The sequence below is a fragment of the Yinghuangia aomiensis genome, from assembly GCF_039542225.1.
In the GTDB taxonomy this organism is placed as follows: Bacteria; Actinomycetota; Actinomycetes; order Streptomycetales; family Streptomycetaceae; genus Yinghuangia; species Yinghuangia aomiensis.
Genome location: NZ_BAABHS010000001.1, coordinates 119495 through 140800 on the forward strand (window position 1 = coordinate 119495; position 21306 = coordinate 140800).

The 21306-nt window shown below is 72.1% G+C and carries 21 protein-coding genes and 1 riboswitch; of the genes, 9 read left to right on the forward strand and 12 right to left on the reverse strand.

Translation table 11 applies throughout. From position 1 onward, the window contains the following. Positions 1 to 71 precede the first annotated feature (71 nt). The 4 genes from ABEA93_RS00475 to ABEA93_RS00490 all read right to left on the reverse strand — a co-directional run bounded on the left by ABEA93_RS00475 (position 72) and on the right by ABEA93_RS00490 (position 4355). Entirely contained in the window at positions 72 to 1340 is a 1269-nt protein-coding gene (locus tag ABEA93_RS00475) for a S8 family serine peptidase (RefSeq protein ID WP_345673177.1), read from the reverse strand. 68 nt (positions 1341 to 1408) lie between these two features. After that, positions 1409 to 2884, reverse strand: a complete 1476-nt coding sequence (locus ABEA93_RS00480) for a hypothetical protein (protein WP_345673178.1) — start codon at positions 2882 to 2884, stop codon at positions 1409 to 1411. Between the two features lie 5 nt (positions 2885 to 2889). Next, the gene (locus ABEA93_RS00485) at positions 2890 to 3333 is read right to left on the reverse strand and encodes a hypothetical protein (RefSeq protein ID WP_345673179.1); all 444 of its coding nucleotides are present in this window, start codon (positions 3331 to 3333) and stop codon (positions 2890 to 2892) included. Positions 3334 to 3482: 149 nt separating this feature from the next. Continuing rightward, the gene (locus ABEA93_RS00490) at positions 3483 to 4355 is read right to left on the reverse strand and encodes a helix-turn-helix transcriptional regulator (protein ID WP_345673180.1); all 873 of its coding nucleotides are present in this window, start codon (positions 4353 to 4355) and stop codon (positions 3483 to 3485) included. Between the two features lie 181 nt (positions 4356 to 4536). Here ABEA93_RS00490 and ABEA93_RS00495 point away from each other — a divergent pair, with 181 nt between their 5' ends. Continuing rightward, positions 4537 to 5304, forward strand: a complete 768-nt coding sequence (locus ABEA93_RS00495; RefSeq protein WP_345673181.1) for an SDR family oxidoreductase — start codon at positions 4537 to 4539, stop codon at positions 5302 to 5304. Positions 5305 to 5517: 213 nt separating this feature from the next. Then, positions 5518 to 6363, forward strand: a complete 846-nt coding sequence (locus tag ABEA93_RS00500; RefSeq protein ID WP_345673182.1) for a hypothetical protein — start codon at positions 5518 to 5520, stop codon at positions 6361 to 6363. Positions 6364 to 6472: 109 nt separating this feature from the next. On the opposite strand, the gene ABEA93_RS00505 is transcribed toward ABEA93_RS00500, so the two are convergent. The 3 genes from ABEA93_RS00505 to ABEA93_RS00515 all read right to left on the reverse strand — a co-directional run bounded on the left by ABEA93_RS00505 (position 6473) and on the right by ABEA93_RS00515 (position 10756). Beyond that, positions 6473 to 7252, reverse strand: a complete 780-nt coding sequence (locus ABEA93_RS00505) for a tyrosine-protein phosphatase (RefSeq protein WP_345673183.1) — start codon at positions 7250 to 7252, stop codon at positions 6473 to 6475. A 166-nt stretch (positions 7253 to 7418) separates the two neighbouring features. After that, the gene (glgX, locus tag ABEA93_RS00510; protein ID WP_425584757.1) at positions 7419 to 9737 is read right to left on the reverse strand and encodes a glycogen debranching protein GlgX; all 2319 of its coding nucleotides are present in this window, start codon (positions 9735 to 9737) and stop codon (positions 7419 to 7421) included. 662 nt (positions 9738 to 10399) lie between these two features. Next, positions 10400 to 10756 (reverse strand): hypothetical protein, encoded by a 357-nt coding sequence (locus ABEA93_RS00515; RefSeq protein WP_345673185.1) that lies wholly within the window; start codon positions 10754 to 10756, stop codon positions 10400 to 10402. Between the two features lie 497 nt (positions 10757 to 11253). On the opposite strand from ABEA93_RS00515, the gene ABEA93_RS00520 reads away from it, so the two are divergent. From ABEA93_RS00520 to ABEA93_RS00530, 3 genes are all read left to right on the forward strand, one after another. Then, positions 11254 to 11697 (forward strand): SDR family oxidoreductase, encoded by a 444-nt coding sequence (locus tag ABEA93_RS00520; RefSeq protein WP_345673186.1) that lies wholly within the window; start codon positions 11254 to 11256, stop codon positions 11695 to 11697. Between the two features lie 240 nt (positions 11698 to 11937). Beyond that, positions 11938 to 13206, forward strand: a complete 1269-nt coding sequence (locus ABEA93_RS00525; RefSeq protein WP_345673187.1) for a L,D-transpeptidase — start codon at positions 11938 to 11940, stop codon at positions 13204 to 13206. A 213-nt stretch (positions 13207 to 13419) separates the two neighbouring features. After that, positions 13420 to 14187: an enoyl-CoA hydratase/isomerase family protein gene (locus ABEA93_RS00530; protein WP_345673535.1), complete on the forward strand. Its 768-nt coding sequence runs from the start codon at positions 13420 to 13422 to the stop codon at positions 14185 to 14187. Between the two features lie 74 nt (positions 14188 to 14261). Here the strand turns inward: ABEA93_RS00530 and ABEA93_RS00535 are convergent, their stop codons facing one another. From ABEA93_RS00535 to gcvT, 5 genes are all read right to left on the reverse strand, one after another. Beyond that, positions 14262 to 14654, reverse strand: a complete 393-nt coding sequence (locus ABEA93_RS00535; protein ID WP_345673188.1) for a type II toxin-antitoxin system death-on-curing family toxin — start codon at positions 14652 to 14654, stop codon at positions 14262 to 14264. After that, entirely contained in the window at positions 14651 to 14896 is a 246-nt protein-coding gene (locus tag ABEA93_RS00540) for a type II toxin-antitoxin system Phd/YefM family antitoxin (RefSeq protein ID WP_345673189.1), read from the reverse strand. The genes ABEA93_RS00535 and ABEA93_RS00540 overlap by 4 nt, the downstream gene beginning before the upstream one ends. Before the next feature lie 150 nt (positions 14897 to 15046). Then, entirely contained in the window at positions 15047 to 16312 is a 1266-nt protein-coding gene (gene glyA / locus ABEA93_RS00545; protein WP_345673190.1) for a serine hydroxymethyltransferase, read from the reverse strand. Between the two features lie 26 nt (positions 16313 to 16338). Continuing rightward, complete coding sequence (gene gcvH / locus ABEA93_RS00550) at positions 16339 to 16722, reverse strand: glycine cleavage system protein GcvH (protein WP_345673191.1); 384 nt, start codon at positions 16720 to 16722, stop codon at positions 16339 to 16341. Positions 16723 to 16869: 147 nt separating this feature from the next. Beyond that, positions 16870 to 18003 carry a glycine cleavage system aminomethyltransferase GcvT gene (gene gcvT, locus ABEA93_RS00555; RefSeq protein ID WP_345673192.1) on the reverse strand — a complete coding sequence of 378 codons (1134 nt, stop codon included), beginning with the start codon at positions 18001 to 18003 and terminating at the stop codon, positions 16870 to 16872. A 433-nt stretch (positions 18004 to 18436) separates the two neighbouring features. After that, positions 18437 to 18552, reverse strand: a riboswitch (glycine riboswitch). 171 nt (positions 18553 to 18723) lie between these two features. Here gcvT and ABEA93_RS00560 point away from each other — a divergent pair. From ABEA93_RS00560 to ABEA93_RS00575, 4 genes are all read left to right on the forward strand, one after another. Next, positions 18724 to 19155, forward strand: coding sequence for an OsmC family peroxiredoxin (locus ABEA93_RS00560; RefSeq protein WP_345673193.1), 432 nt, complete (start codon positions 18724 to 18726; stop codon positions 19153 to 19155). A 137-nt stretch (positions 19156 to 19292) separates the two neighbouring features. Next, complete coding sequence (locus ABEA93_RS00565) at positions 19293 to 20006, forward strand: enhanced serine sensitivity protein SseB C-terminal domain-containing protein (RefSeq protein WP_345673194.1); 714 nt, start codon at positions 19293 to 19295, stop codon at positions 20004 to 20006. Positions 20007 to 20063: 57 nt separating this feature from the next. Beyond that, positions 20064 to 20762 carry an enhanced serine sensitivity protein SseB C-terminal domain-containing protein gene (locus ABEA93_RS00570; RefSeq protein ID WP_345673195.1) on the forward strand — a complete coding sequence of 233 codons (699 nt, stop codon included), beginning with the start codon at positions 20064 to 20066 and terminating at the stop codon, positions 20760 to 20762. 63 nt (positions 20763 to 20825) lie between these two features. After that, entirely contained in the window at positions 20826 to 21299 is a 474-nt protein-coding gene (locus ABEA93_RS00575; protein ID WP_345673197.1) for a hypothetical protein, read from the forward strand. Positions 21300 to 21306: the final 7 nt, after the last annotated feature.

The following is a 21306-nucleotide window of genomic DNA, read 5'->3' on the forward strand; positions in this document are numbered from 1 at the left end:
TTACGCGGACGGGGTGGGAGCGCGGGATGCCGCGGGCTCTCATGAATCGGTGTTCGTCGCGGTCGCCGTGGCTACCAAGAGGCCTGCGGCGGGGCCGGAGGCATCGGGGGCGGAGGCGGCGCACCACGACCGCGCCGGGAACGGAAGTAGAGCGCGGCCACGGCGATCAGCACCACTACTCCGCCACCGATTGCCGCGAGCGGAAGGAGGTTGCTGTCGGAGCCTCCCTTGTCGCCGGCGGAGTCCACGGCAGGTGCGGGCGAGAGCGGAGGAGTTGACGCACTGTCGCCTGCGGCCGGTGCGGGTTGCGTCGACGGTGGTGGTGTGGACGGCGGCGGGGGGGTTGGCTTGAGGCCGCGGACGTTGATCAGCGGATTCACATCGGCGGGGCCCGGCGGATCGGTCGACTGCAGTGCATTCCGAGGATTCACGATCCCGAACCCGATTTCGTCGTTCGGGACGACCTCTCCCTTGCCTTTGTGCGCGCTGGTGATGAGCCGATTGATGACCTGGTTGGCGGTCCAGTCGGGGTGAGCGGACCAGACCAGGGCGGCCACTCCGGAGGTGAGGGCTGCCGAACCGGAAGTGCCGTCGGTCATGCAGTACCGCGTCGGTCCGGTGCACGCGGCCGGGATCTGCGTGCCAGGCGCTGCGATCGAGACCCAGAATCCCTGGTTGCTGTTCGACCAAGTTCCGCCGTTCTGGTCCACGGCACCCACGCCCAGTACGCCGGGGTCTCCGGCCGGGTAGATCGGGGCACGGCCGTTGTCGGTCCCGTTGCCGGCACTGGCAACGACCAACTTGCCGCGGCTGAGGGCGTACTGCACGGCCTCGGCTTTCTCCGGCTCGTTGACTGCTCCGCCGCTGGAGATGTTGATGATCCGCGCCTGGGAGTCGGCCGCCGCGCGGATGGTATCGGCGAGTTTGTCCGGATCGAAGATCCCGCTCTTGGGCGTGTCCGGAACCCTGAACGCAAGCACTTTCGCTTCTGGTGCCACCCCCCAGACTCCTTGCCCGCCGCCGTTGACGCCCGAGCCGACAATCATCGAGGTGATGCCAGTGCCATGCCCGTTGTCATCACCGTCACCCAGCGGGGCTCCCGCAATTTGGCCGACCAAGTCCGGGTGCGTGGCATCGACTCCGGTATCCACCACGGCCACGGTGATTCCGTCGCCTCGGGAGATCTTCCAGACTTCGTCGATCTTCCATGCATCCAGGTACCACTGCTTGGCTCGCACGGAATCCGCGAAGGCGGGCTGAGGAACCGCGAGCACGCTCGCACAAACGGCCGTCAGGGCAGCCCCTACAGCACACATGCGTCGCAGGAATCGGGCGGCCATGAATCGACTGTCCTCTCGGTAACGGACGAGGCGGGTGCGCGAGCACCCGCCTCGATCTTGTCAGGGTGTCAGTCGACGACTGGCGGAACTGGCTGCCCGTGAGCGGTCCAGGTGGATTCGTCTTCTTCGAGGTACTCGGCCCGCTGCCGCCGACGGCGGTCCTGGCGGGTCGGACTTGCGGAACTGTTTGGCATGGCACGTCCGGTCGGCGACGCCTCACCCGGATGGGCACCCTCCGGCGGGGTGACACGAATACCCGAACCGCCGCGTGAGAACGAGCGTCCGCCGACGCCCCCCGTTGGCTCCCCGCCTACGGTGCCGCCCGGGGTGCGCACGGACGAACGAGGCGTTCCGGTGCGGCCGCTGCCGCTGCTGGGCCCGGCTGTACCGCCGCTGACCGGCATGCCACCACGGCCGACTCCCTGTGGAGATTCGCCCGGTGACAGTCCTGGCCCGCGCATGGGGGTGCCGCCTTCGATGGGACCGGCGCGCAGGGTGTTGCCGGGGACTCCGCGCGGACTCGCCGACGGGGCTACTTCGCGCGGGTTGTTGACCGCTTTGCCGCCGGACACACCTGGCCTACCGAGTACCGGGGAGCCGGGATTGCCCGCTTCGCCCAGCGCGCCGGGCTTACCGGCCGAGGGGAGTTGCAGAGGGCTTCCGCCCATTGGCGGGACACCGATTGGCGAGCCGTACTTGCCGAGATCGCCAGGCCCGGAAGGCGGAGAGCCCACGGTCGTCAGAGGGCTGGGCTGGTCTGCGTGCAGCGTCCCGTTTCCGGTCAGTTCGACGCCGGTCGGCGGCAATGTGGCGGGTGCAGCGCCACCGCTGTCTGCGGCAACCACGTTCGTGGGCTGCACGCGACCGGAAACGCCGGTGCCCCCGCGCGATGTTCCCTCCGCACTGCCCCCTGCTGCTCCGCGTTTGGCGGCATCTGAGCCGGTTCCGGACGCTCTGTTGCTGCCGCCCCCAGGGCCGTCCAAATCGCTGTTCTCGTAGCTGGCTACGTTGTAGATATTGGCCGGAGGCGGATACTCCGGCGGCACACTGCCGTCCATCACCATCGCCGCATCGTTGTAGCCCTTGGCGATGTTGTTCATGGTGGTGATGGCCTCTTGGCGCTGTAGCTCCACGTAAGTCGCGGCGTTGACTCCGCCGATGGCGTCCAACTCGGTGGGCGCGGCCATGGCCTTGACGGTTTCGACGGTGGCCATTTCCGTCGTTGGGAGCTGTGGCATGGAACCGGCGGTGCCGGCGGCGCTGGCCACATGGCCGAGCTGTTTGCCCATTTCCGTGGAGTATTGCGACAGCTGGTGGGTCGACTCGGTGACGGCATCGGCCCACGTGTGGAAGGAATCCGCAGTCGCGCCGGTCCACCCCTGCCTGGAGTCGGCCAACTTGAGGTTGAGGGTCGTCGCGGCCTGCTTGAGCTGCTCGCCGACGAAGGCAAGTCGCAGGGCGGCCCACGCGGCGTCCTCGTGATTGACGTGGGCGACCATGTCGATGAGCTGCTGGTGCGTGAACCGGCTGAAGTCGGTGGCCATGGGCGTCACCCGAGGCCGCGGGTCGAGTCAGGCGCGGCCGAGGACACGGCGGGCCTGGCCGGGGTAAGGCCGGGCGGGACCGAGTAGCGCTGGATCTCGCCCAGAATTCTGGAGAGTTGGGCGCGGTTGGCCTCGTCGGCCTCCTGGGTCTTGTCGGTCGCCATCTTGACGGTGAGGCGCATAGCCTCGATCTGGCCGTGCACGACTCGGGCGAGGCGGTCGAGTTCGGCGTGGACCCGACCCAAACTGCTCTCGACTCGGGTGACTTCGTCGAATCCGGTGCCGAGTGTCCCGGCTTTGAGCGGCTCGCCCGTCGGTTTCTCCGCCCCCATCGGGCCTTGCTTCAGCGCATCGATCACCTTCTTGATTTCGTTCTCGAAGGTGGTCATGTGCTCGATGTCCATCGCAAATTTCTCGGCACTTCTGCCGATGGATGCGAAAAGATCCATGTGGTGCTGCCTCCCCCGCGGAAGCGCCAACTGGTGTGGTCGGTACCGAGTGTAGCCAACCGGTGTTTCTGTTCGCTGCGCGAGGATCCGCGGGAAGTGGGTCGCGGCCGTGCGCCTGTTCGAGGGTGCCATGCCCCGTCGGAGCGTGACTACCCCGTTACGGCCACCGTTGCCCACGCGCTCGACGACACTCCCGACGGCAGGGACGCGAGCTTGTCCGCGTCCACCGATCCCGGCACGGCCTGGAACGCCACGACGAGCTGGTCGACGTCGCCGGGCAGCGCCAACGTCTCGTAGCTCAGGTTCAGTTCGCCGACCGCGTCGTGCCGGATCCGCTTGGTGCCGAAGGTCTTCTCCCGTACCTCGTGCGCCGCCCACAGCTTCCGGAAGGCCGGGCTCCCGTCCGAGAGTTCGCGGATGAACGCGGCGATCCGGCGGTCGCCCGGATGCCGGGCCGCGTCGAGCCGCAGGTAGGCGACCGTCTCAGCAGCCACGTCCTCCCAGTCCGCGTACAGTCCGTCGCCCCGTGCCAGGAACGCGTGCCGGGCCTGGTTGCGCAGCTCCGGGGTGCGCGTCGCGAAGCCGTACAGCGCGTCGCCCGGTGCGTTCCAGGCGAGCACGTCCATGCAGCGGCCGAGGACGAACGCGGGCGCGTCCAGGAGGTCCAGCATGTGCTGCACCGCCGGCCGCACCGACTGCGGTGTCTCGGGGCTGCTTCCCGCCGGGATGCTGCGGGCGGGGCGGGCGAGGGTGCGCAGGTGGTCCTGTTCGGTGGCGTCGAGGCGCAGGACGCGCGCGACGGCGTCGAGGACCGCGTCCGAGGCGTTCTGGCCGCGGCCCTGTTCGAGCCGGATGTAGTAGTCGACGCTGACCCCGGCGAGCTGGGCCACCTCTTCGCGCCGCAGGCCGGGCACCCGGCGGCGCCGTCCGTAGTCCGGCAGGCCCACGTCTTCGGGCCGCAGCCGACCGCGGCGGGTCCGCAGGAAGTCGCCCAGCTCGTCGTACGCGGTGTCGGTGCTCATGCCCTCGACTCTACGAGCCCCCCGGTCCGCCGCCGCGGCGCAGGGAGCGAAGGTGGTAACCGCAGACCCAGGAAAACCGCAGCCCTGGGTGGCCCGCGGCGGACGCCCGAAAGTGGAGACCACAAGCCGGAAGCAACGCCCCGCCCCTTCGGACGCGGGCCCACCTCCAGGAGCGAACTCCATGACGAACACCTACCCCGCCCTCGCCGGCCGTACCGCCGTCGTCACCGGCGCCGCCAGCGGCATGGGTGCCGCGACCGCGCGGCTGCTGGCCGCCAACGGTGCGGCCGTCGCGCTGCTGGCGCGCCGCGAAGACCGGCTGAAGGCACTCGCCGACGAGATCGTCGAAGCGGGCGGACGAGCCGTCGCCGTCGCGGTCGACGTCACCGACCAGGCGTCGGTCGACGCCGCCGCCGCGCGGGTCCGCACCGAACTCGGCCGTGTGGACCTGCTGGTCAACAACGCGGGCGTCATGCTGCCGAACCCGATCGAGGACGGCCGCATCGACGAGTGGGCGCGCATGATCGACACGAACGTCACCGGCGCTCTGCGCGTCATCCGCGCCTTCACCGGCGACCTGCTCGCCGCCGCGGCCGACGGCGGTGCGGCGGACCTGGTGGACATCTCGTCCATCGGCGCGCACGTCACGTTCCCGAACTACGCGGTGTACGGCGCCACCAAGGCCGCCCTGAGCCACCTCTCCGCGAGCCTGCGCACCGAACTGGGTCCGCGCGACGTCCGGGTCACCAACATCGAGCCGGGCCTCACCGACACCGAACTCGGCACGCACATCGACAACGCTGCGCTCAGCGGCGAACTCGACGGGATGTACGACGCCCTCGGCCCGCTCGCCGCCACGGACGTGGCCGACCTCATCGCGTACGCGACCTCCCGCCCCCGCCACATGAACCTCCGCCAGCTCGTGGTGCTCCCGACGCGGCAGGCGTGACCCGGGTGCCGAGCGGCGTTGCCCGATCGGATGTTCGATGCGGGCCAGGTGTGCGGTGGAGGCCGCGGGCGTCGCCGACCGCCGTCCTACCTGCGGCGACGCTTGTCGGCGCGGCCGTCGGTTCGGGCGCGTGTGCGAGTCGGAAGCCCTCGCCGTTCACTCGTCCGAGAAAGCCTTTCGTGTCCGCTCGGACACCCGAACTACCCTCGCGGCATGAGGACTTCGTCACCACCCGCGGCCGTGCTGCGGCAACTTCTCGCCCTTCGGCGGCGGCTTGCCGCGGATGCGGTGCGCGACGCCGAGCACGAGGCGGCGGTCACCGGGCTCACCGCGCTGGAGTTCGCCGACGCGGGCCTCGTGCCGTTCGATCCGAAGCTGCACATCCTCGTGGCGCGCGGCTTCGACGGCCGTCGGATACCGGGGGTGCGGTACGAACGGACCCGGCGGCCGCCCGCGCCCCTGCCGCTCCGGCTCCCGCCGACCGCGCCCTACGCCCGGGCGGTCGTCGACGCCTGCCGACGGCTCCCGCGCGAGCAGGACGCCCGCTCGGTGGTCCTCGGCAGCGTCCGGACGCGGCTGTGCGACCCGGCCGCGATCGCCGCCGAATGCGAGCGCCTGCCCGCCCGGGAGCGGACCCGGCTGGCGCCGCTTCTCGCCGAAGCCCGGGTGGGCCTGCGCTCGGTGCCCGAGGCCGATCTGCGGCGCGCGGTCACCCGGTCGGAACTCCCCGAACCGTTGTGGAACCCGCACGTGTCCGCCCGCGACGGCGCCTTCCTGGGCCGCCCGGACGCACTGTGGCCCGACGAGGGGGTGGCCGCCGAAGTCGACTCGGTGGCGTACCACGGCTCGCCCCGGGACCAAGCGCGGACCGCGGCCCGCCGGGCCCGCCTGGAAGCTGCCGGGCTGCTCGTCCTGCCGGTCCTGCCGCGCGAGATCCGCGACGAACCGCGGCGAGTCGTCGCCCTGCTGCGCGGCACCCTGCGCCGGGCCCGCGCGGAAACCGCCGCGGGCGGGCGCACCGCCCATCGCGCACTGGTGGTGCAGCATGCGATGTGGTGACCCGCCGGTCCGCGGCCCGGCACGCGGCCCGGCACGTGGCCCGGCCCGGAGCGGAGCGGGCCGACGGTACGCCGGCGGCCGGGATACCGGTGGCCGGGCCTGCGCCGGGTCAGCCCTCCAGGAGCCGGGCCCGCAGCGCGTCGATGCTCGCCTGCGGCACGCCCATGCCGTCGCGGACGTAGTCCTCGACGGTGCCGTAGTGCGTCTCGACCTCGCCGAAGGCGGTGTTCAGGTACTCCTCGCGCACCGAGAACATCGGCCGCAGGTGCTCCGGGTCGAACCCGCGCTCGGCGATCACCGAGAGGATGCGGCTGTTCTTCTCGGTGAGGTGCGCCGCGCTGGCCAGGTAGTCCTCGAGGATCGTCTCGCGCGGCACGCCGAGCAGCGTCAGCAGCACCGCCGACGTCCAGCCGGTGCGGTCCTTGCCCTGCGAGCAGTGGAACACCGACGCCCGCTCGGCCTCCGCCATCCGCGTGAAGACCTTGCGGTACGCCTCGCGGGCGAGCCCGGTGGTCACGAACCGCCGGTACACCTCGCTCATCAGGTCGATCCCGGCCTGACCGCCCAGCGTCTCGCCGGCCCGCTGCGGGTCCGCGAAGACGTCGCCGAACAGCTCGTTGTTGCCCTGCCCCATGACGTCCGCGATCAGCAGGTCGACACCCGCCGGCAGCCGGTCCGGCTCGTTGTCGCGCTCCTGGTCCGACCGCAGGTCGCAGACCAGGCCGATGCCCAGGCGCACGAACGTTTCGGTGTCCGGGCCGTCCAGCGCGGCAAGGCCGTCCGACCGGTAGACGACCCCGGTGCGCACCTTGCGCCCGTCGGCGGTCGCGTGGCCGCCCGCATCGCGGAAATTCGGTGCGGTGGTCAGGATCGGCGTGGGCGCGGTCATCGGCGGCGGGCTCCGTTCGTGCGGCGGTCCGTGCGGTGGCGACGGGGCGCGGATCCGGGCCCGCGCCCTACCAGGGTGACATCCCCCGGATACGGGTGCCGCACAGCCCCTACGGTGGCGTACGCCACCGCATGCGGGTGCGGCCCGGGACCGGGAGACGGTCGGCTCAGGTGGGTGCCCAGACGGCGTGCTCCACCCGCAGCAGCACCGCGGAGCGGCCTGCCACGGTCAGCGCCGATCCGCCCGGGACCGGCTCGTTGAAGCGCGCCATCGGATCGGTGTCCAGCGCGGTGTCCAGGACCATTTCGTAGGAGTGCGCCCACGGCTCGCCCGGCAGCACGAACGGCATCGGCTGCGAGGACGCGTGCAGGATCAGCAGGAAGCTGTCGTCCACGATCCGCTCGCCGCGCGGCCCGCGCTGCTCGATGTCCAGGCCGGACACGTACATGCCGAGCGTCGCCCCGGGCGAGAACCAGTCCCGGTCGGTCATCTCCCGGCCTGCCGGGGTGAACCACGCGAGGTCGCGCAGCCCGTCCGGGAACGACGGCCGCCCGGAGTAGAACGCGCGGCGGCACAGCACCGGATGGCTGCGGCGGAGCCGGACGAGCCGCGCGGTCAGGTCGAGCAGCGGCCGCCAGTGCGGATCGTCCAACGCCGACCAGTCCAGCCAGCTCAGCTCGTTGTCCTGGCAGTACGCGTTGTTGTTGCCGCGCTGCGTGCGCCCCATTTCGTCGCCCGCGACCAGCATGGGCACGCCGGTCGACAGCAGCAGCGTGGTCATCATGTTGCGCAGCTGGCGGCGGCGCAGCAGGCCGACCGCGGGGTCGGCGGTCTCGCCTTCGTAGCCGCAGTTCCACGCCCGGTTGTCGTCGGTGCCGTCGCGGTTGTCCTCGCCGTTGGCCTCGTTGTGCTTGCCTTCGTAGGAGACGAGGTCGCGCAGCGTGAAGCCGTCGTGGGCGGTGACGTAGTTGACCGACGCGTAGGGGTGGCGGCCGTCCTGCTGGTACAGGTCGGACGAGCCGGAGAGCCGGTAGGCCAGCTCGCGCACGTCCGGGCGGGCGCCGCGCCAGAAGTCGCGCACGGTGTCGCGGTAGCGGTCGTTCCACTCCGTCCACAGCGGGGGAAACGCGCCGACCTGGTAGCCGCCCTCGCCGACGTCCCACGGCTCCGCGATCAGTTTGACGCGCGACAGCACCGGGTCCTGGCCGATCACCGTCAGAAACGACGACAACCGGTCGACGTCGTGCATCGAGCGGGCGAGGGCGGCGGCGAGGTCGAACCGGAAGCCGTCCACGCCCATTTCGGTGACCCAGTAGCGCAGCGAGTCGGTGATGAGCTGGAGCACGTGCGGCTGCACGACGTTGAGCGTGTTCCCGCAGCCGGTGTAGTCGGTGTAGTTCCGGCCTCCGTCGCGCAGCCGGTAGTAGCCGCCGTTGTCGATGCCGCGGAAGCACAGCATCGGGCCGTCGGGGCCGCCCTCGGCGGTGTGGTTGTAGACGACGTCGAGGATCACTTCGATCCCGGCGTCGTGCAGGGCGTGCACCATGCCGCGGAACTCGTGCACTTGGCCGCCGCGCCCGCCCGAGGCGGCGTAGCCGGCGTGCGGGGCGAAGTAGCCGATGGAGTTGTAGCCCCAGTAGTTGCCGCCCGCCTTGCGCAGCAGATGTTCCTCGTCGACGAAGTGGTGGACCGGCAGCAGCTCGACGGCGGTCACGCCGAGCCGGACGAGGTGGTCCAGCGCGGCCGGGTGCGCCAGCCCGGCATAGGTGCCGCGCAGGTGGTCGGGGATGCCGGGATGGCGGGCGGTGAACCCCTTCACGTGCAGCTCGTAGATGACGGTCTCGGCCCACGGGGTCTTCGGACGGCGGTCGTGCGACCAGTCGGCGTCGTCCTGCACCACGACCGACTTGGGGACGAACGGCGCCGAGTCGCGCGGGTCGGGGCCGTCCGGCCCGCCGCCGTAGACCGCGTCGTGGAGGACGAACGAGCCGTCGATCGCCCGGGCGTACGGGTCGAGCAGCAGCTTCTGCGGATTCCAGCGGGCCCCGCGCGCGGGGTCCCACGGGCCGTGCACGCGGAAGCCGTAGCGGCTGCCGGGGCCGATGCCGGGGACGTAGCCGTGCCACACCTGGAACGTCCGGTCGCGCAGCGGCAGCCGGGTCTCCCGCAGGCTGCCGTCCGGCCCGTCCTCGAACAGGCACAGCTCGACGGCCTCCGCACCGCCGGCCCAGACGGCGAAGTTCGTGCCCGTCCCGTCCCACCGCGCGCCGAGCGGCACCCGCCGCCCGGGCCACGGCGGATCCGCCCGCCCGTTCACGTACGAGGCCGACACCGCGGCCCCGTTCGCCACCCCCACGGCGGCCACCACCCCGCCCGGCGGCCCGGTCCCGTCCACGCTCCGCCCGCCGGGCACCGCCTCCGGCGCGGGCGCGTTCCCCCGAAACCGCCCGAACCTCCCGACCGCAACCTCCCGCTTACGCCCCATCCGTCGGCCTCCCGCCCGCACACCACCACTTGCAGAGGGGTGTTCCCGCTCCCGCCCCGCACCAAAGGCGCCACGCCCGTCCGGGGGAGGCACGGCCCGCTGACGGGGCATCAGGAAGCGGGCGGTGGACACCCGAACGTGCCCGTCGGCGCACGAGGGGCTCGCATCACGGCGCACGAGGACACCACCGGCCGAGCGGGGGAGGACCACGAACGACGCGAGCCGCCAGGGGCGCCGAGGCAGGCTCGCCCGACCGGGGTCCGCAGCACCACACCACACACGACGCGGCCGGGCCCCCTCGCGCAGCGCTCGCGGCGGAACACCGCCGGGCGCCAACGTCGGCTCGCGCGGCGAAGAGAGCCACCCGGCCGGGCGAGGCTCACAGCGAGTCGGCGCCGGGGCGGAGGAGGAATCGGGGCGACGGGGAGCCCAGGGATCGGCCGACGGCTTGCGCCCACCCACGAGGCCGCAACACCGCGCGCCGCGGTGCCACGCCCGGCAGTAAGGCCGCGGCACCCCGTGTTCTTCGTGCGCTCGTGTCCCGCGGCTCGGGGCGCGGGTCGCTGCCCGACGCCACCGGTGCCCGGCCCGGACGACCCACCGCTCCCGACAACACAACAGCCCGCGACCGCCGAAGCAGTCGCGGACCGTCGGTCGTTCCGTCAGGACCAGAACGGGAAGAAGCCGCCCCAGGCGCCCTGGTTGGCCAGGCCGTGGCTGGTGTTGCCCTGCTGGATGACCACGACGCCGCCGTTGTCCTTCACGCCCGCGGTGTTGTTCTGGTTGTTGGCGCCCGAGCCTGTGGCGCTCTGCTGCGTGGCGTTGTAGTTGCCGTCCACGCCGCCGTTCACGTTGCCGCTGCCCGAGTTCGACGTGGTGGATGTCGACGTCGTCGTCGAGGTGGAGGTGGACCCGTTGTTGGCATCCGCACCGTTGTCCGCGAACGCGGCGCCGGCGCCGAGGAGCAGCACGGCGGCGGCGACGGGGGCGGCGGCGAGGGTGCCGAGAGTGCGCTTCATGAGAGTCCTCCGTGATGGTTCCGGGCCGGCGGCGGCTCGCGCGGAGCGCCTTGTGCGGACCTGGAGTTCGGTGGTGCTGATCGAGTGCCGGACGGGGTGGCCGACCCCTCCGACGCGGCGACGTCGTGTGACCAACTTGTCGCATGCAGTGATCGAAATCCAACGTCTGCGGCGGGGTTCCCTCGCGGGGGTGATCCGGAAGCGCGGAAACCAACGAGTGCGCGCTGCGTGGGGGTGCGTCAGGCTCCGCCGTACGGGACGGAATTCGCCCGTTTCGCCCAGTCTCGTGACTTTATAGACAAGTGCTGGTCAGCCAACCCGGTTGGCGGAGCGCGCAATTGTGCTTCAACTCGATGTGTGCGGCGCACGGCACCAGACTCCGTGCTTCCACCTGCACAAGACCTTCACATTGCCGACGCGGACGCCGATGCCGCCGACTCCGAAGCGCGCCAAGCCACCGCACCGACGCCCCCGCGTACCCGGCTACCGTGGCCCCCATGCCCGTCGTCGTCACCGGCGCCGACCGCCCGCTCGGCCGGGCGCTCGTCCGCCACCTCGCCGCGGCCGGCGTGCCCGACCTGCGCGCCGTCGTCCGCGACCCGCACCGCACCGCCGCGCTGCGCGCCGCCGGTGCGCGCGTCTCGGTCGGCGACCTCTCCGACCCGCTGCGCCTCGGCGCGGTCCTCGAAGGCGCCTACACAGTCGTCCACCTCGACACCGGACCCGGCGGCGACGGCAGCCCGCTCGACACCTGGGACTGGCTCCTCGACGCCGCCGAGGGCACCGGGCTGCGGCGCATCGTCACCGTCCTCCCGCCCGGCACCGCGGCACCCGAATCGCCGTACGAGACCGTCGTCGTGCCCGGTCCGGACACCGCCCCCGACGCCGAGCCCGACCCCGGTTTGGTCGCCGCGCTCGCCGCCGCCGACCGGCGTGGCTGAGATCCGACGGCGGAACGGGACACCGCTGGACAAGCGTGCGAAGCCGCATGGAATCATGCGCCTGACGTCGTGCGAAGTGTTCCGATTCGGCTACGACGCGCCGGAAAGTGAAACCGATGTACGGCTCGTGACGTCAATCAAGCGAACGGTCAGTGGCGCATACCCCGGCACTCCGGCCGTTTTCTCCCCGGCAACCCGGCTCCCACCCGGGCCCAATTCGTACGTGAAGGGAACCCCGAGATGTCCCGTGCACCGATGCCGCGCCCAGGTCGACCACCGGCGCGCTGGCGCGCTCTCGTCGCGCTCCTGCTCGGTGCGATACTCCTGGTCACCGCGTGCAGCTCCGGCGGTGGCGACAAGAAGAAGACGGACAACGCGGCGGCCACGGCGGGCTCCGACCAGCCCGGCGCGCCCGGTTCCTCGAACGCGCCCGGCGCCGGAGGCGACCCCGCCCAGGTGACCGTGACCCCGGCCGACAAGGCCACCGGCGTGGACGTCGGCCAGGCGGTCAGCGTCGCGGTGGGCGACGGCGACAAGCTGGAAAGCGTCAAGGTCACGAACGCCCGCAACGAGGACGTCGACGGCAAGCTCGACGCCGACGGCAAGACCTGGAAGCCCGCGGTCCCGTTCACCTACGGCTCGAAGTACACGGTCACCGCGGTCGCGTCGAACAAAATCGGCCCGACGACCGCCACCACGACCTTCACCACGGTGACCAACGACAAGAAGATCACCGCCAGCTTCTCGCCGGAGGACGGCGCCACCGTCGGCGTCGGCCAGCCGATCTCCCTCACCTTCAACGCCCCGGTCAAGGACAAGGCCGCCGTCGAGAAGGCGCTGTCCGTCACCGCCACCCCGGCCGTGCAGGGCGCGTGGCACTGGTTCGGCAGCCAGCGTGTCGACTACCGCCCGAAGGATTACTGGAAGGCCGGCACCAGCATCAAGGTCGACCTGAACCTGCGCGGCGTGGACGCGGGCAACGGCGCGAAGTTCGAGCAGTTCAAGAGCTTCACGGTGAAGATCAGCAGCACCAAGACGGTCAGCGTGGTCGACGTCGACACCAAGACCATGAAGGTCTACAAGAACGACGCGCTGGTCAAGACGATCCCGGTCACCACCGGCGAGGTCCCGAAGTACGCCACCTGGGGCGGCATCATGGTCGTCCAGGAGAAGTACACGAAGACCCGGATGAACTCGCAGACCGTCGGCCTGGGCAAGGAATACGACATACCGGATGTGCCGTCCGCGGTCCGCATCACCTCGTCGGGCACGTTCGTGCACGGCAACTACTGGGCGGACCCCGCGAAGTTCGGCTCCGAGAACACCAGCCACGGCTGCATCAGCATGACCCCGGACAATGCGAAGTGGTTCTACGACAACGCCGCCACCCCGGGTGACGTCGTGCAGGTCGTGAACGCCAAGGAGAAGACCGTCGCGGCCGACAACGGCTACGGCGACTGGAACCTCTCCTGGGACCAGTGGACGGCGGGCAGCGCGAGCAAGGGCTGACCGACCGGAACCCGGCCGGCATCCGGCCGATCGAGGGACTCCCGCGGCGGGGTCGGGCACGCTTCGGCGGCCCGGCCCCGCCGCCGCGTGTACCGGGCCGTAGAGTCGGCGGCGGCAGGCTCCCGGGCCGTGCCGAGCCGTACGCGCGGCGCCGCGATCCTGCGCCGCCCCGTGTGACCGAAGCGCAGAAGGAGCTGGGACGTGGGCGAGTTCGTGAACCTCGAGGTGGCCGACGGGATCGGCACGATCCGGCTGAGCCGGCCGCCGATGAACGCGCTGAACGTGCAGCTCCAGGAGGAGTTGCGGGCGGCCGCCCAGGAGGCGACCGAACGCGCCGACATCCGCGCCGTCGTGATCTACGGCGGCGAGAAGGTCTTCGCGGCCGGCGCGGACATCAAGGAGATGGAGACCATGTCCTACACGGACATGGTCGACCGCGGCACCGCCCTCCAGTCCTCGTTCACCGCCGTGGCGCGCATCCCCAAGCCGGTCATCGCCGCGATCACCGGCTACGCCCTCGGCGGCGGCTGCGAACTCGCCCTGTGCGCGGACTTCCGGGTCTGCGGCGACAACGCCAAGCTCGGCCAGCCGGAGATCCTCCTCGGCATCGTCCCCGGCGCGGGCGGCACGCAGCGCCTCCCGCGGCTCGTCGGCCCGGCCAAGGCCAAGGACCTGATCTACTCGGGCCGGTTCGTCGACGCGCGGGAGGCCCTCGCGATCGGCCTCGTCGACCGCGTGGTGCCCCCGGCCGAGGTCTACGAGGCGGCGCTGGCGTGGGCCGCGCAGTTCGCCCAGGGCCCCGCGTACGCGCTCCGCGCCGCCAAGGAGGCCATCGACCGCGGCCTGGAGGCCGACATCGACACCGGCCTGGAGATCGAGCGCATGCAGTTCACCGGACTGTTCGCCACCGAGGACCGTGCGATCGGCATGAAGAGCTTCGTGGAAAGCGGCCCGGGCAAGGCCAAGTTCGTCGGCCGCTGAGCCGAAGCAGGACCCGCTGCACCGACGGCCCCGGCCCCGCGAGGGGCCGGGGCCGTCGGCCGTTGATGCGCGGCTCAGCCCTCGGCGCGCAGGGCGGCACGCAACGCCGCTGCGATGTCGTCGACTTCCACGAGCACGCCCTTGGCCACGCCGACCACCAGGTCGAACGCGGCGTCCTCGTCGAGCCGGTCGGTGTCGACGCCGTTGCGCGCGAGGAACACGACGGCGGCCACGAGCCCGGTGCGCTTGTTGCCGTCGACGAAGGCGTGGTTCGCGACCAGCGAGTGCAGCAGCGCCGCGGCCTTCGTCCACAGGTCGGGGTATGCGTCCTGGCCGAAGGCCGACGCGCCGGGGCGGGCCACCGCGGACTCGATCAGCCCGACGTCGCGCACGCCGGGGTTCCCGGTGATCTCCTCGGCCACCGCGATCACGTCCGCGGCGGTGAGCAGGTAGACGGGCGCCGTCATGCGTCCTTCAGCCGTTCGAGCAGGCCCGCGTGGCGCTCGGAGAACTGGCGGGCGAGTGCGCGCACCTGGACGTCGCCGGCCTTCTCCGGCAGGTCCGCGGGGACGATGGCGGCCACGCGGCGCCCGTGCCGGGTCAGGTAGACGACCTGCCCCTGGGCCGCGTCGTCCACCAGCTCGGCCAGCCGGGGGCGAGCCTCGCTGACGGGAACTTCGGTCGGAGTGTGCAGCGGCTCAGCAGTCATGTCTGAATTGTACAGAACAGCCATGGGTTTTGTACTAAGCGTTTTCATGCTGAGCCAAACGAGGGAGGCGCGTCCCGGTCACGGCACCCGGGAACGCCGACGGCCCCGGCGCGCGAGCGCGCCGGGGCCGTCGGATCAGGCAGGGAACCCTCAGAGGTTCGGGTACAGCGGGTGCTTCGCCGCCAGCACCGCGGTGCGGGCCTTGAGGGCGTCGCGCTTGGCGTCGTCGTAGTCGGGCTTGAGGGCCTCGACGATGACGTCGGCGACCTCGACGAAGTCCTCGTCGGAGAAGCCGCGGGTGGCGAGCGCCGGGGTGCCGATGCGCAGGCCCGAGGTCTTCATCGGCGGCAGCGGGTCGTTGGGGACCGCGTTGCGGTTGACCGTGATGCCGACCTCGTGCAGGCGGTCCTCGGCCTCGCGGCCGTTGAGGTGGTTCTCGACCAGGTCGACGAGCACCAGGTGGACGTCCGTGCCGCCGGACAGCACCTTGATGCCGGCCGCCGCCGCGTCCTCGCGCAGCAGGCGCTCGGCGAGCAGCTTCGCACCCGCGAGGGTGCGCTTCTGCCGGTCCTTGAACTCGTCGCCCGCGGCGACCTTGAAGGCCACCGCCTTGGCCGCGATGACGTGCTCCAGCGGACCGCCCTGCAGACCCGGGAACACTGCCGAGTTGATCTTCTTGATCAGCTCTTCGGTGGCCAGGATCGCGCCGCCGCGCGGACCGCCCAGCGTCTTGTGGGTGGTCGTGGTGACGATGTGCGCGTGCGGCACCGGGTTCGGGTGCAGCCCCGCCGCCACCAGGCCGGCGAAGTGCGCCATGTCGACCCACAGGTAGGCGCCGACCTCGTCCGCGATCCGGCGGAACGCCGCGAAGTCGAGCTGCCGGGGGTACGCCGACCAGCCCGCGACGATCATCTTCGGGCGGTGCTCCTTGGCGAGGCGCTCGACCTCGCCCATGTCCACCAGTCCGGCCGCGTCGACCTTGTAGGAGACGACGTTGTACTGCTTGCCGGAGAAGTTGAGCTTCATCCCGTGCGTCAGGTGGCCGCCGTTGGCCAGGTCCAGGCCCAGCACGGTGTCGCCGGTCTGCAGCAGACCGAAGTACACCGCGGCGTTCGCCTGCGCGCCGGAGTGCGGCTGCACGTTCGCGGCCTCGGCGCCGAACAGCGCCTTGAGCCGCTCGATGGCGAGGTTCTCGACGACGTCGACATACTCGCAGCCGCCGTAGTAGCGGCGCCCGGGGTACCCCTCGGCGTACTTGTTGGTCAGTACGGAGCCCTGGGCCTCGAGGACCGCGACGGGCGCGAAGTTCTCGGAGGCGATCATTTCCAGGGTCGACTGCTGGCGGTGCAGCTCGTCGGCGACGGCGGCGGCGACCTCAGGGTCCACCTCGGCCAGGGGACGGTCCAGGATCGTCACGGTGGGTCAGCTCCTCGATCGGGTGCTCAGGCGCCGGTGAAGGCGATGTACTCGTCGGCGGACAGCAGCGCGTCGGACTTCTCCGCCGGGGTGTCCAGGCGCACCTTGATCAGCCAGCCGTCGCCGTACGGGTCGGAGTTGACCAGTTCGGGTTCGTCGACGACCGCCGTGTTGACCTCGACGACCTCGCCGTCGGCGGGGGCGAAGATGTCGCTCACCGACTTGGTCGACTCCAGTTCACCACAGGGCTCGCCCGCGGTGACCCGCGTGCCGACCTCGGGAAGCTGGACGAAGACCACGTCGCCGAGGGCGTTGGCCGCGAACTCCGAGATGCCGATGACGGCCGGGTCGCCGTCCGTCGTCAGCCACTCGTGGTCCTTGCTGTAGAGCAGGTGCTGGGGTGCGCTCACAGGTCCATTCTCCATTCCGGGAGGGCGGCGCCGATCCTCAGGGGATTTCGTGCCGGTTTGCGGGGTTTCGCAGCGGGGGTTCCGCCGGGGTTCCGCTGCGGGTCTTGCTGCGGGTCGTGCGCGGGCCGCCGGGACGGGCGGCCCGGGTCAGGCGCGCTTGTAGAACGGCAGGGCGACCACGTCGACGGGCTCGGCGGTGCCGCGGACGTCGACGGCCAGGCGGGTGCCCGGCTCGGTGCGGTCGACGGGCACGTACGCCATCGCGATCGGCGCGCCCAGCGTCGGCGACGGCGCGCCGGACGTGATCTCGCCGATCGGCTCCTCGGTGTCCGGGTCGAGCACCGCGTACCCGGCGCGCGGCACGCGGCGGCCGACGGCGCGCAGGCCGACGAGGGCCGCGGCCGGGCCCGCCTGCTCGCGCGCGGCGAGCGCGTCGCGGCCGACGAAGTCCTCCGGCTTGTCGAGGCGCACGACGCGGCCGAGGCCGGCTTCGTACGGGGTGCGCGCGGTGGACAGCTCGTGCCCGTACAGCGGCATGCCGGCCTCCAGGCGCAGCGTGTCGCGGCACGACAGGCCGGCGGGGATGAGGCCGTGCGGGACGCCGGACTCGGCGAGTGCGGTCCACAGGCGCTCGGCGTCGGCGGGGGCGCAGAACAGTTCGAAGCCGTCCTCGCCGGTGTAGCCCGTGCGGGCGAGCAGCACGTCCACGCCGGCGACGGTGGCGCGGTCGGCGGCGTAGTACTTGACCGCGTCGAGGTCGAGGCCGGTGAGCGGCGCGAGGATCGCGACGGCGTGCGGGCCCTGCACGGCGAGCAGCGCGTAGTCCTCCGACCGGTCGGCCACGGCGGCGTCGAAGCCGGCCGCGCGGGCGACGAGTTCGGCGGCGACCACGGCGGCGTTGGAGGCGTTGGCGACGACCAGGAACTCGGTGTCGCCGGTGCGGTAGACGATCAGGTCGTCGAGGATGCCGCCGTCGGCGTCGCAGATCATCGAGTAGCGGGCGCGGTCGACGCCGATCTTGGACACGTAGCCGACCAGCGCGTGGTCGAGTGCGCGCGCCGCCTCGGGGCCGGTGACCGCGATCTCGCCCATGTGCGTGAGGTCGAACAGGCCGGCGGCCTCGCGGACCGCCCGGTGCTCGGCCGACTCGCTGCCGTAGCGCAGGGGCATCCGCCACCCGGCGAAGTCGGTCATGGTGGCGCCGAGCGCGTCGTGCACCGCGTCGAGCGGCGTACGGCGCTCGCGGGGTGCCTCGGCGGCGGGGGAGGGGCTGGACGTCATCGGCTGGACTCCTCGCGGGTGGGGCCGGCGGCTGGGGCCGAAGGGAACCTGACCGCCATGATTTCGTGCGGATTGTCGCGATGTCGCGCGCACACGCGCCGGGCAGGCGGTGCGACGGCGCGCGATCGGCGGCTCGCCGGCACGCAAAGCGGCGCGGCAGCCCGCGCGGCAGGCGCGACGACGGGCGGGACAAGAGACGGCGCGAGCGGCGGCGCAGGCGGCGGGCACAACGGGCGGTCCGGCAAGGGGGCTCCCTGGGCGTCGCGCGGCATGCCGGACGGGCCGGGCACGCAGCACGGGGCTGGTGGGTCGCCTCCCCCTCTGTCATGGACCTGAGAGCTTCACGCGCGGGCCCGAGCGGAGTCGGGCGGACCGCGGCTTGCACCGTGGGTGAGCCCCGCCGGGCGTGCGCGGGACTGCTTTCCAGAGTCGCCTCACCCGCGCGGTACTTGGGGCCTGAGAGTTTCCGGGGAGGAATTGCTCCTTCGGCGCCCCGGGACGCTCGGCCGGAAGGCCGCGCGGCGTCGGGGGCTCTCCCGCATGGGGTCGAGGGCCGGTGTGAAGTTGTGGGCGCATGCTATCGGTCCCGCCCGCGGATGCCGCGGGCGTGTCGGAGGTTTCTCCGATCGGCACCCGCGGCTTCCGTTGCTAGCGTGGGCGCGACCAGGCCGGATACCGCGGCCGACCGGAGACGCACGCACCGCACAGGGAGGCTCGCCCGTGGCGACCACGCGCACCGCGACCACTGACTGGAAGGGCCCGCTCATCGGCGGCTCGGGGACCGTTTCGCTCGACTCCTCGGGCGTGGGGACCTACGAGGTGTCCTGGCCGTCCCGCGCGGAGGCGGCGAACGGCAAGACCAGCCCCGAGGAACTCATCGCGGCCGCCCACTCGTCCTGCTACTCGATGGCGCTCTCGCACGCCCTCGCGGGCCGCGGGACGCCGCCCGACTCGCTGGAGACCCGGGCGGACGTGACCTTCCAGCCCGGCGAAGGCATCACCGGCATCGTGCTGTCGGTCAAGGCGCACGTGCCGGGTATCAGCACCGAGGACTTCGCGGCGGTCGCGGCGGACGCCAAGGAGAACTGCCCGGTGAGCAAGGCGCTCAAGGCCGGCGTGCCGATCTCGCTGCAGGCCGAACTCGTCGGCTGAGCGGCGGACGCACGCGACGGCGGGGACCGGAAGGTCCCCGCCGTTCGCATGTCCGCGGCCGCCGCCCCGCCACCGCGCCGCCAGGGGGCCCCGCCACGCCCTAGGCTGGCCGCAGATCATCAATTGGAGGTGGCCTGGTGGCGTTCCCCGCGAACCATGTCGAGCAGTGCCTGGCCGCGGCCCTGCACGATCCGGCGCGGACCGGCGAGCTGCTGGCGGTGCTCGCGGACGCCGAGGTCTGGGTGCCGCTGCCCGCGGGCGGCAGCCCGCAGGACACCGAACTCACGCTGCCCACCACGGAAATCGACGGCATGCCGTACGTGCCCGTGTTCAGCTCCGAGGAGCAGCTGCGCCGCGCCGCGGGCCTGATGCCGTTCACCGTCGCCCCGGTCCGCGAGTTCGCCCGCGGCCTGCCGCCGCACGTCGGAATGGCGGTCAACCCGGGCGGCGAGGTCGGCATCCCGATACCGCCGCAGGGCGTCCTGGAGCTGTCCCGCCCGCCGGGCGCCGGGGCGATGGGCGCCCGCGTGACGCTGGCCGAGCCGGAGCCCGCCGAGGAGCCGTACGTCTTCCTCGCCGCGGCCGCCGAGGAGTTCGCCGTGACCCCGGTCGTGCTGACCGCCCGCCGCGCCCTCGGCGTCGTCGAATCCGACGCCCCGTGCCTGTTCGTCGGCGTCGAACTCGACCGCTGGCAGGAGGAGGACCGCCGCGCCACCGTGGCCGCGCTGGAGCGCGCCGTGGCCCGCGCCGGATCCCCGTGGCCGGTCAACCTCGTGCTCGTCGATCTCGCCCAAGACCCCATCGGCGACTGGATGCTGGACGCGGTCCGCCCGTTCTACGAACGCCCTTGACGCCTGTCGGCACATACGATGGTTGCCTTCGTCACGCACCGCACGGGGAGGACACCGGTGGCGTTTCCCGCCAACGAGGTCGAGCACGCGATGCGGCAGGTCGCGCCGCAGGGATACGAAGCCTACGAAGTCCTGCTCCAGGCCCTGGACCGGGGCCACGTCTGGATGCTGCTCTGGCAGGGACAGCCCGGCAGCCCGGACGCGCAGTACGGGAACATGGAGGTCCACGGCTCGCACTACGCCCCGGCCTTCACTTCCGAGGAGCAGCTCCGGGAGAGCCGCTGGGACCGCGGGTGGGAGGTGCACGCGGTCAAGGAGATCGGCGCGACGCTGTACCCGGACCGGTGGGGCATCTGGCTCGACCCGCACATGCAAGGCGGCGGGATCGGCATCCCGTTCCTCGACCTGCGGCGCATCGTCACCGGCCTGGACCGCACCCTGCCCGGGCCCCTGCGGGTCGGCGAACCCACCGTGCAGGACCCGGCGTTCTGGTCGATGGTGGCCGCCGAGCTGGCGGGCAGCGGCGTGGTCCGCGCCGCGCACCGCGCCTACGTCGAACCGTCCGTCGGCGCGCCCCGCGTCGTCCTCGGCATCCGCACCGCGGACGCAGACCCGGCGACCACCGACCGCGTCCACGCCGCCGTCGCCCGGGCCTCCGCGGCGATGCCCGGCGGCCCGCTGTCGTGGGTGCCGCTCGACGACCCGTACGACCCGGTCGCCGGCTGGCTCCGGGACCACACGCGGTCGTTCGTCTGACGCCGGCCCGGAAGCCGGGCCCCGGCCGGCCCGCCGCGTGCCCGGTCTGCCACAGTGCCCGCCATGCGTGAGATACGGATGGTGCTGTCGCTCGGGCAGCGCTGGGCCCTGCTGGTTCCGGGCGCGGTCATTACCGCGGTGGGTATCGCCCTGATCGCCGTCGACGTGTCCCCGTTCGGTCTCGGCGCCGGGCCCGTGCTCCTTTTCATGGGCTTCTACTCGGCGAGGTTCGCGACCGTGCTCACGCCGCACGGCCTCACCCTGAAGGCCTTCACCACGCGGCACTTCGCGTGGGGGGAGATCGCCGCCGTCGAAGCCAAGCACACCCTCGGCACCTGGTACGTGCGCCTCACCCTGACGAGCGGCCGCCGGGTGCGCGTGCGTGTCCCGCTCGACGGCCCGGGGCAGCGCGACCCGGACTTCCACGCCAAGGTCGCGACGATCTGGCACTGGCGGGAGGCCGGGGTCGCCGCGGCACGGCAGGCCTATCTGCAGGCCTACCCGCAACAGCCGACCCCGCCCCAGCCCTACGCCTGACGATTCG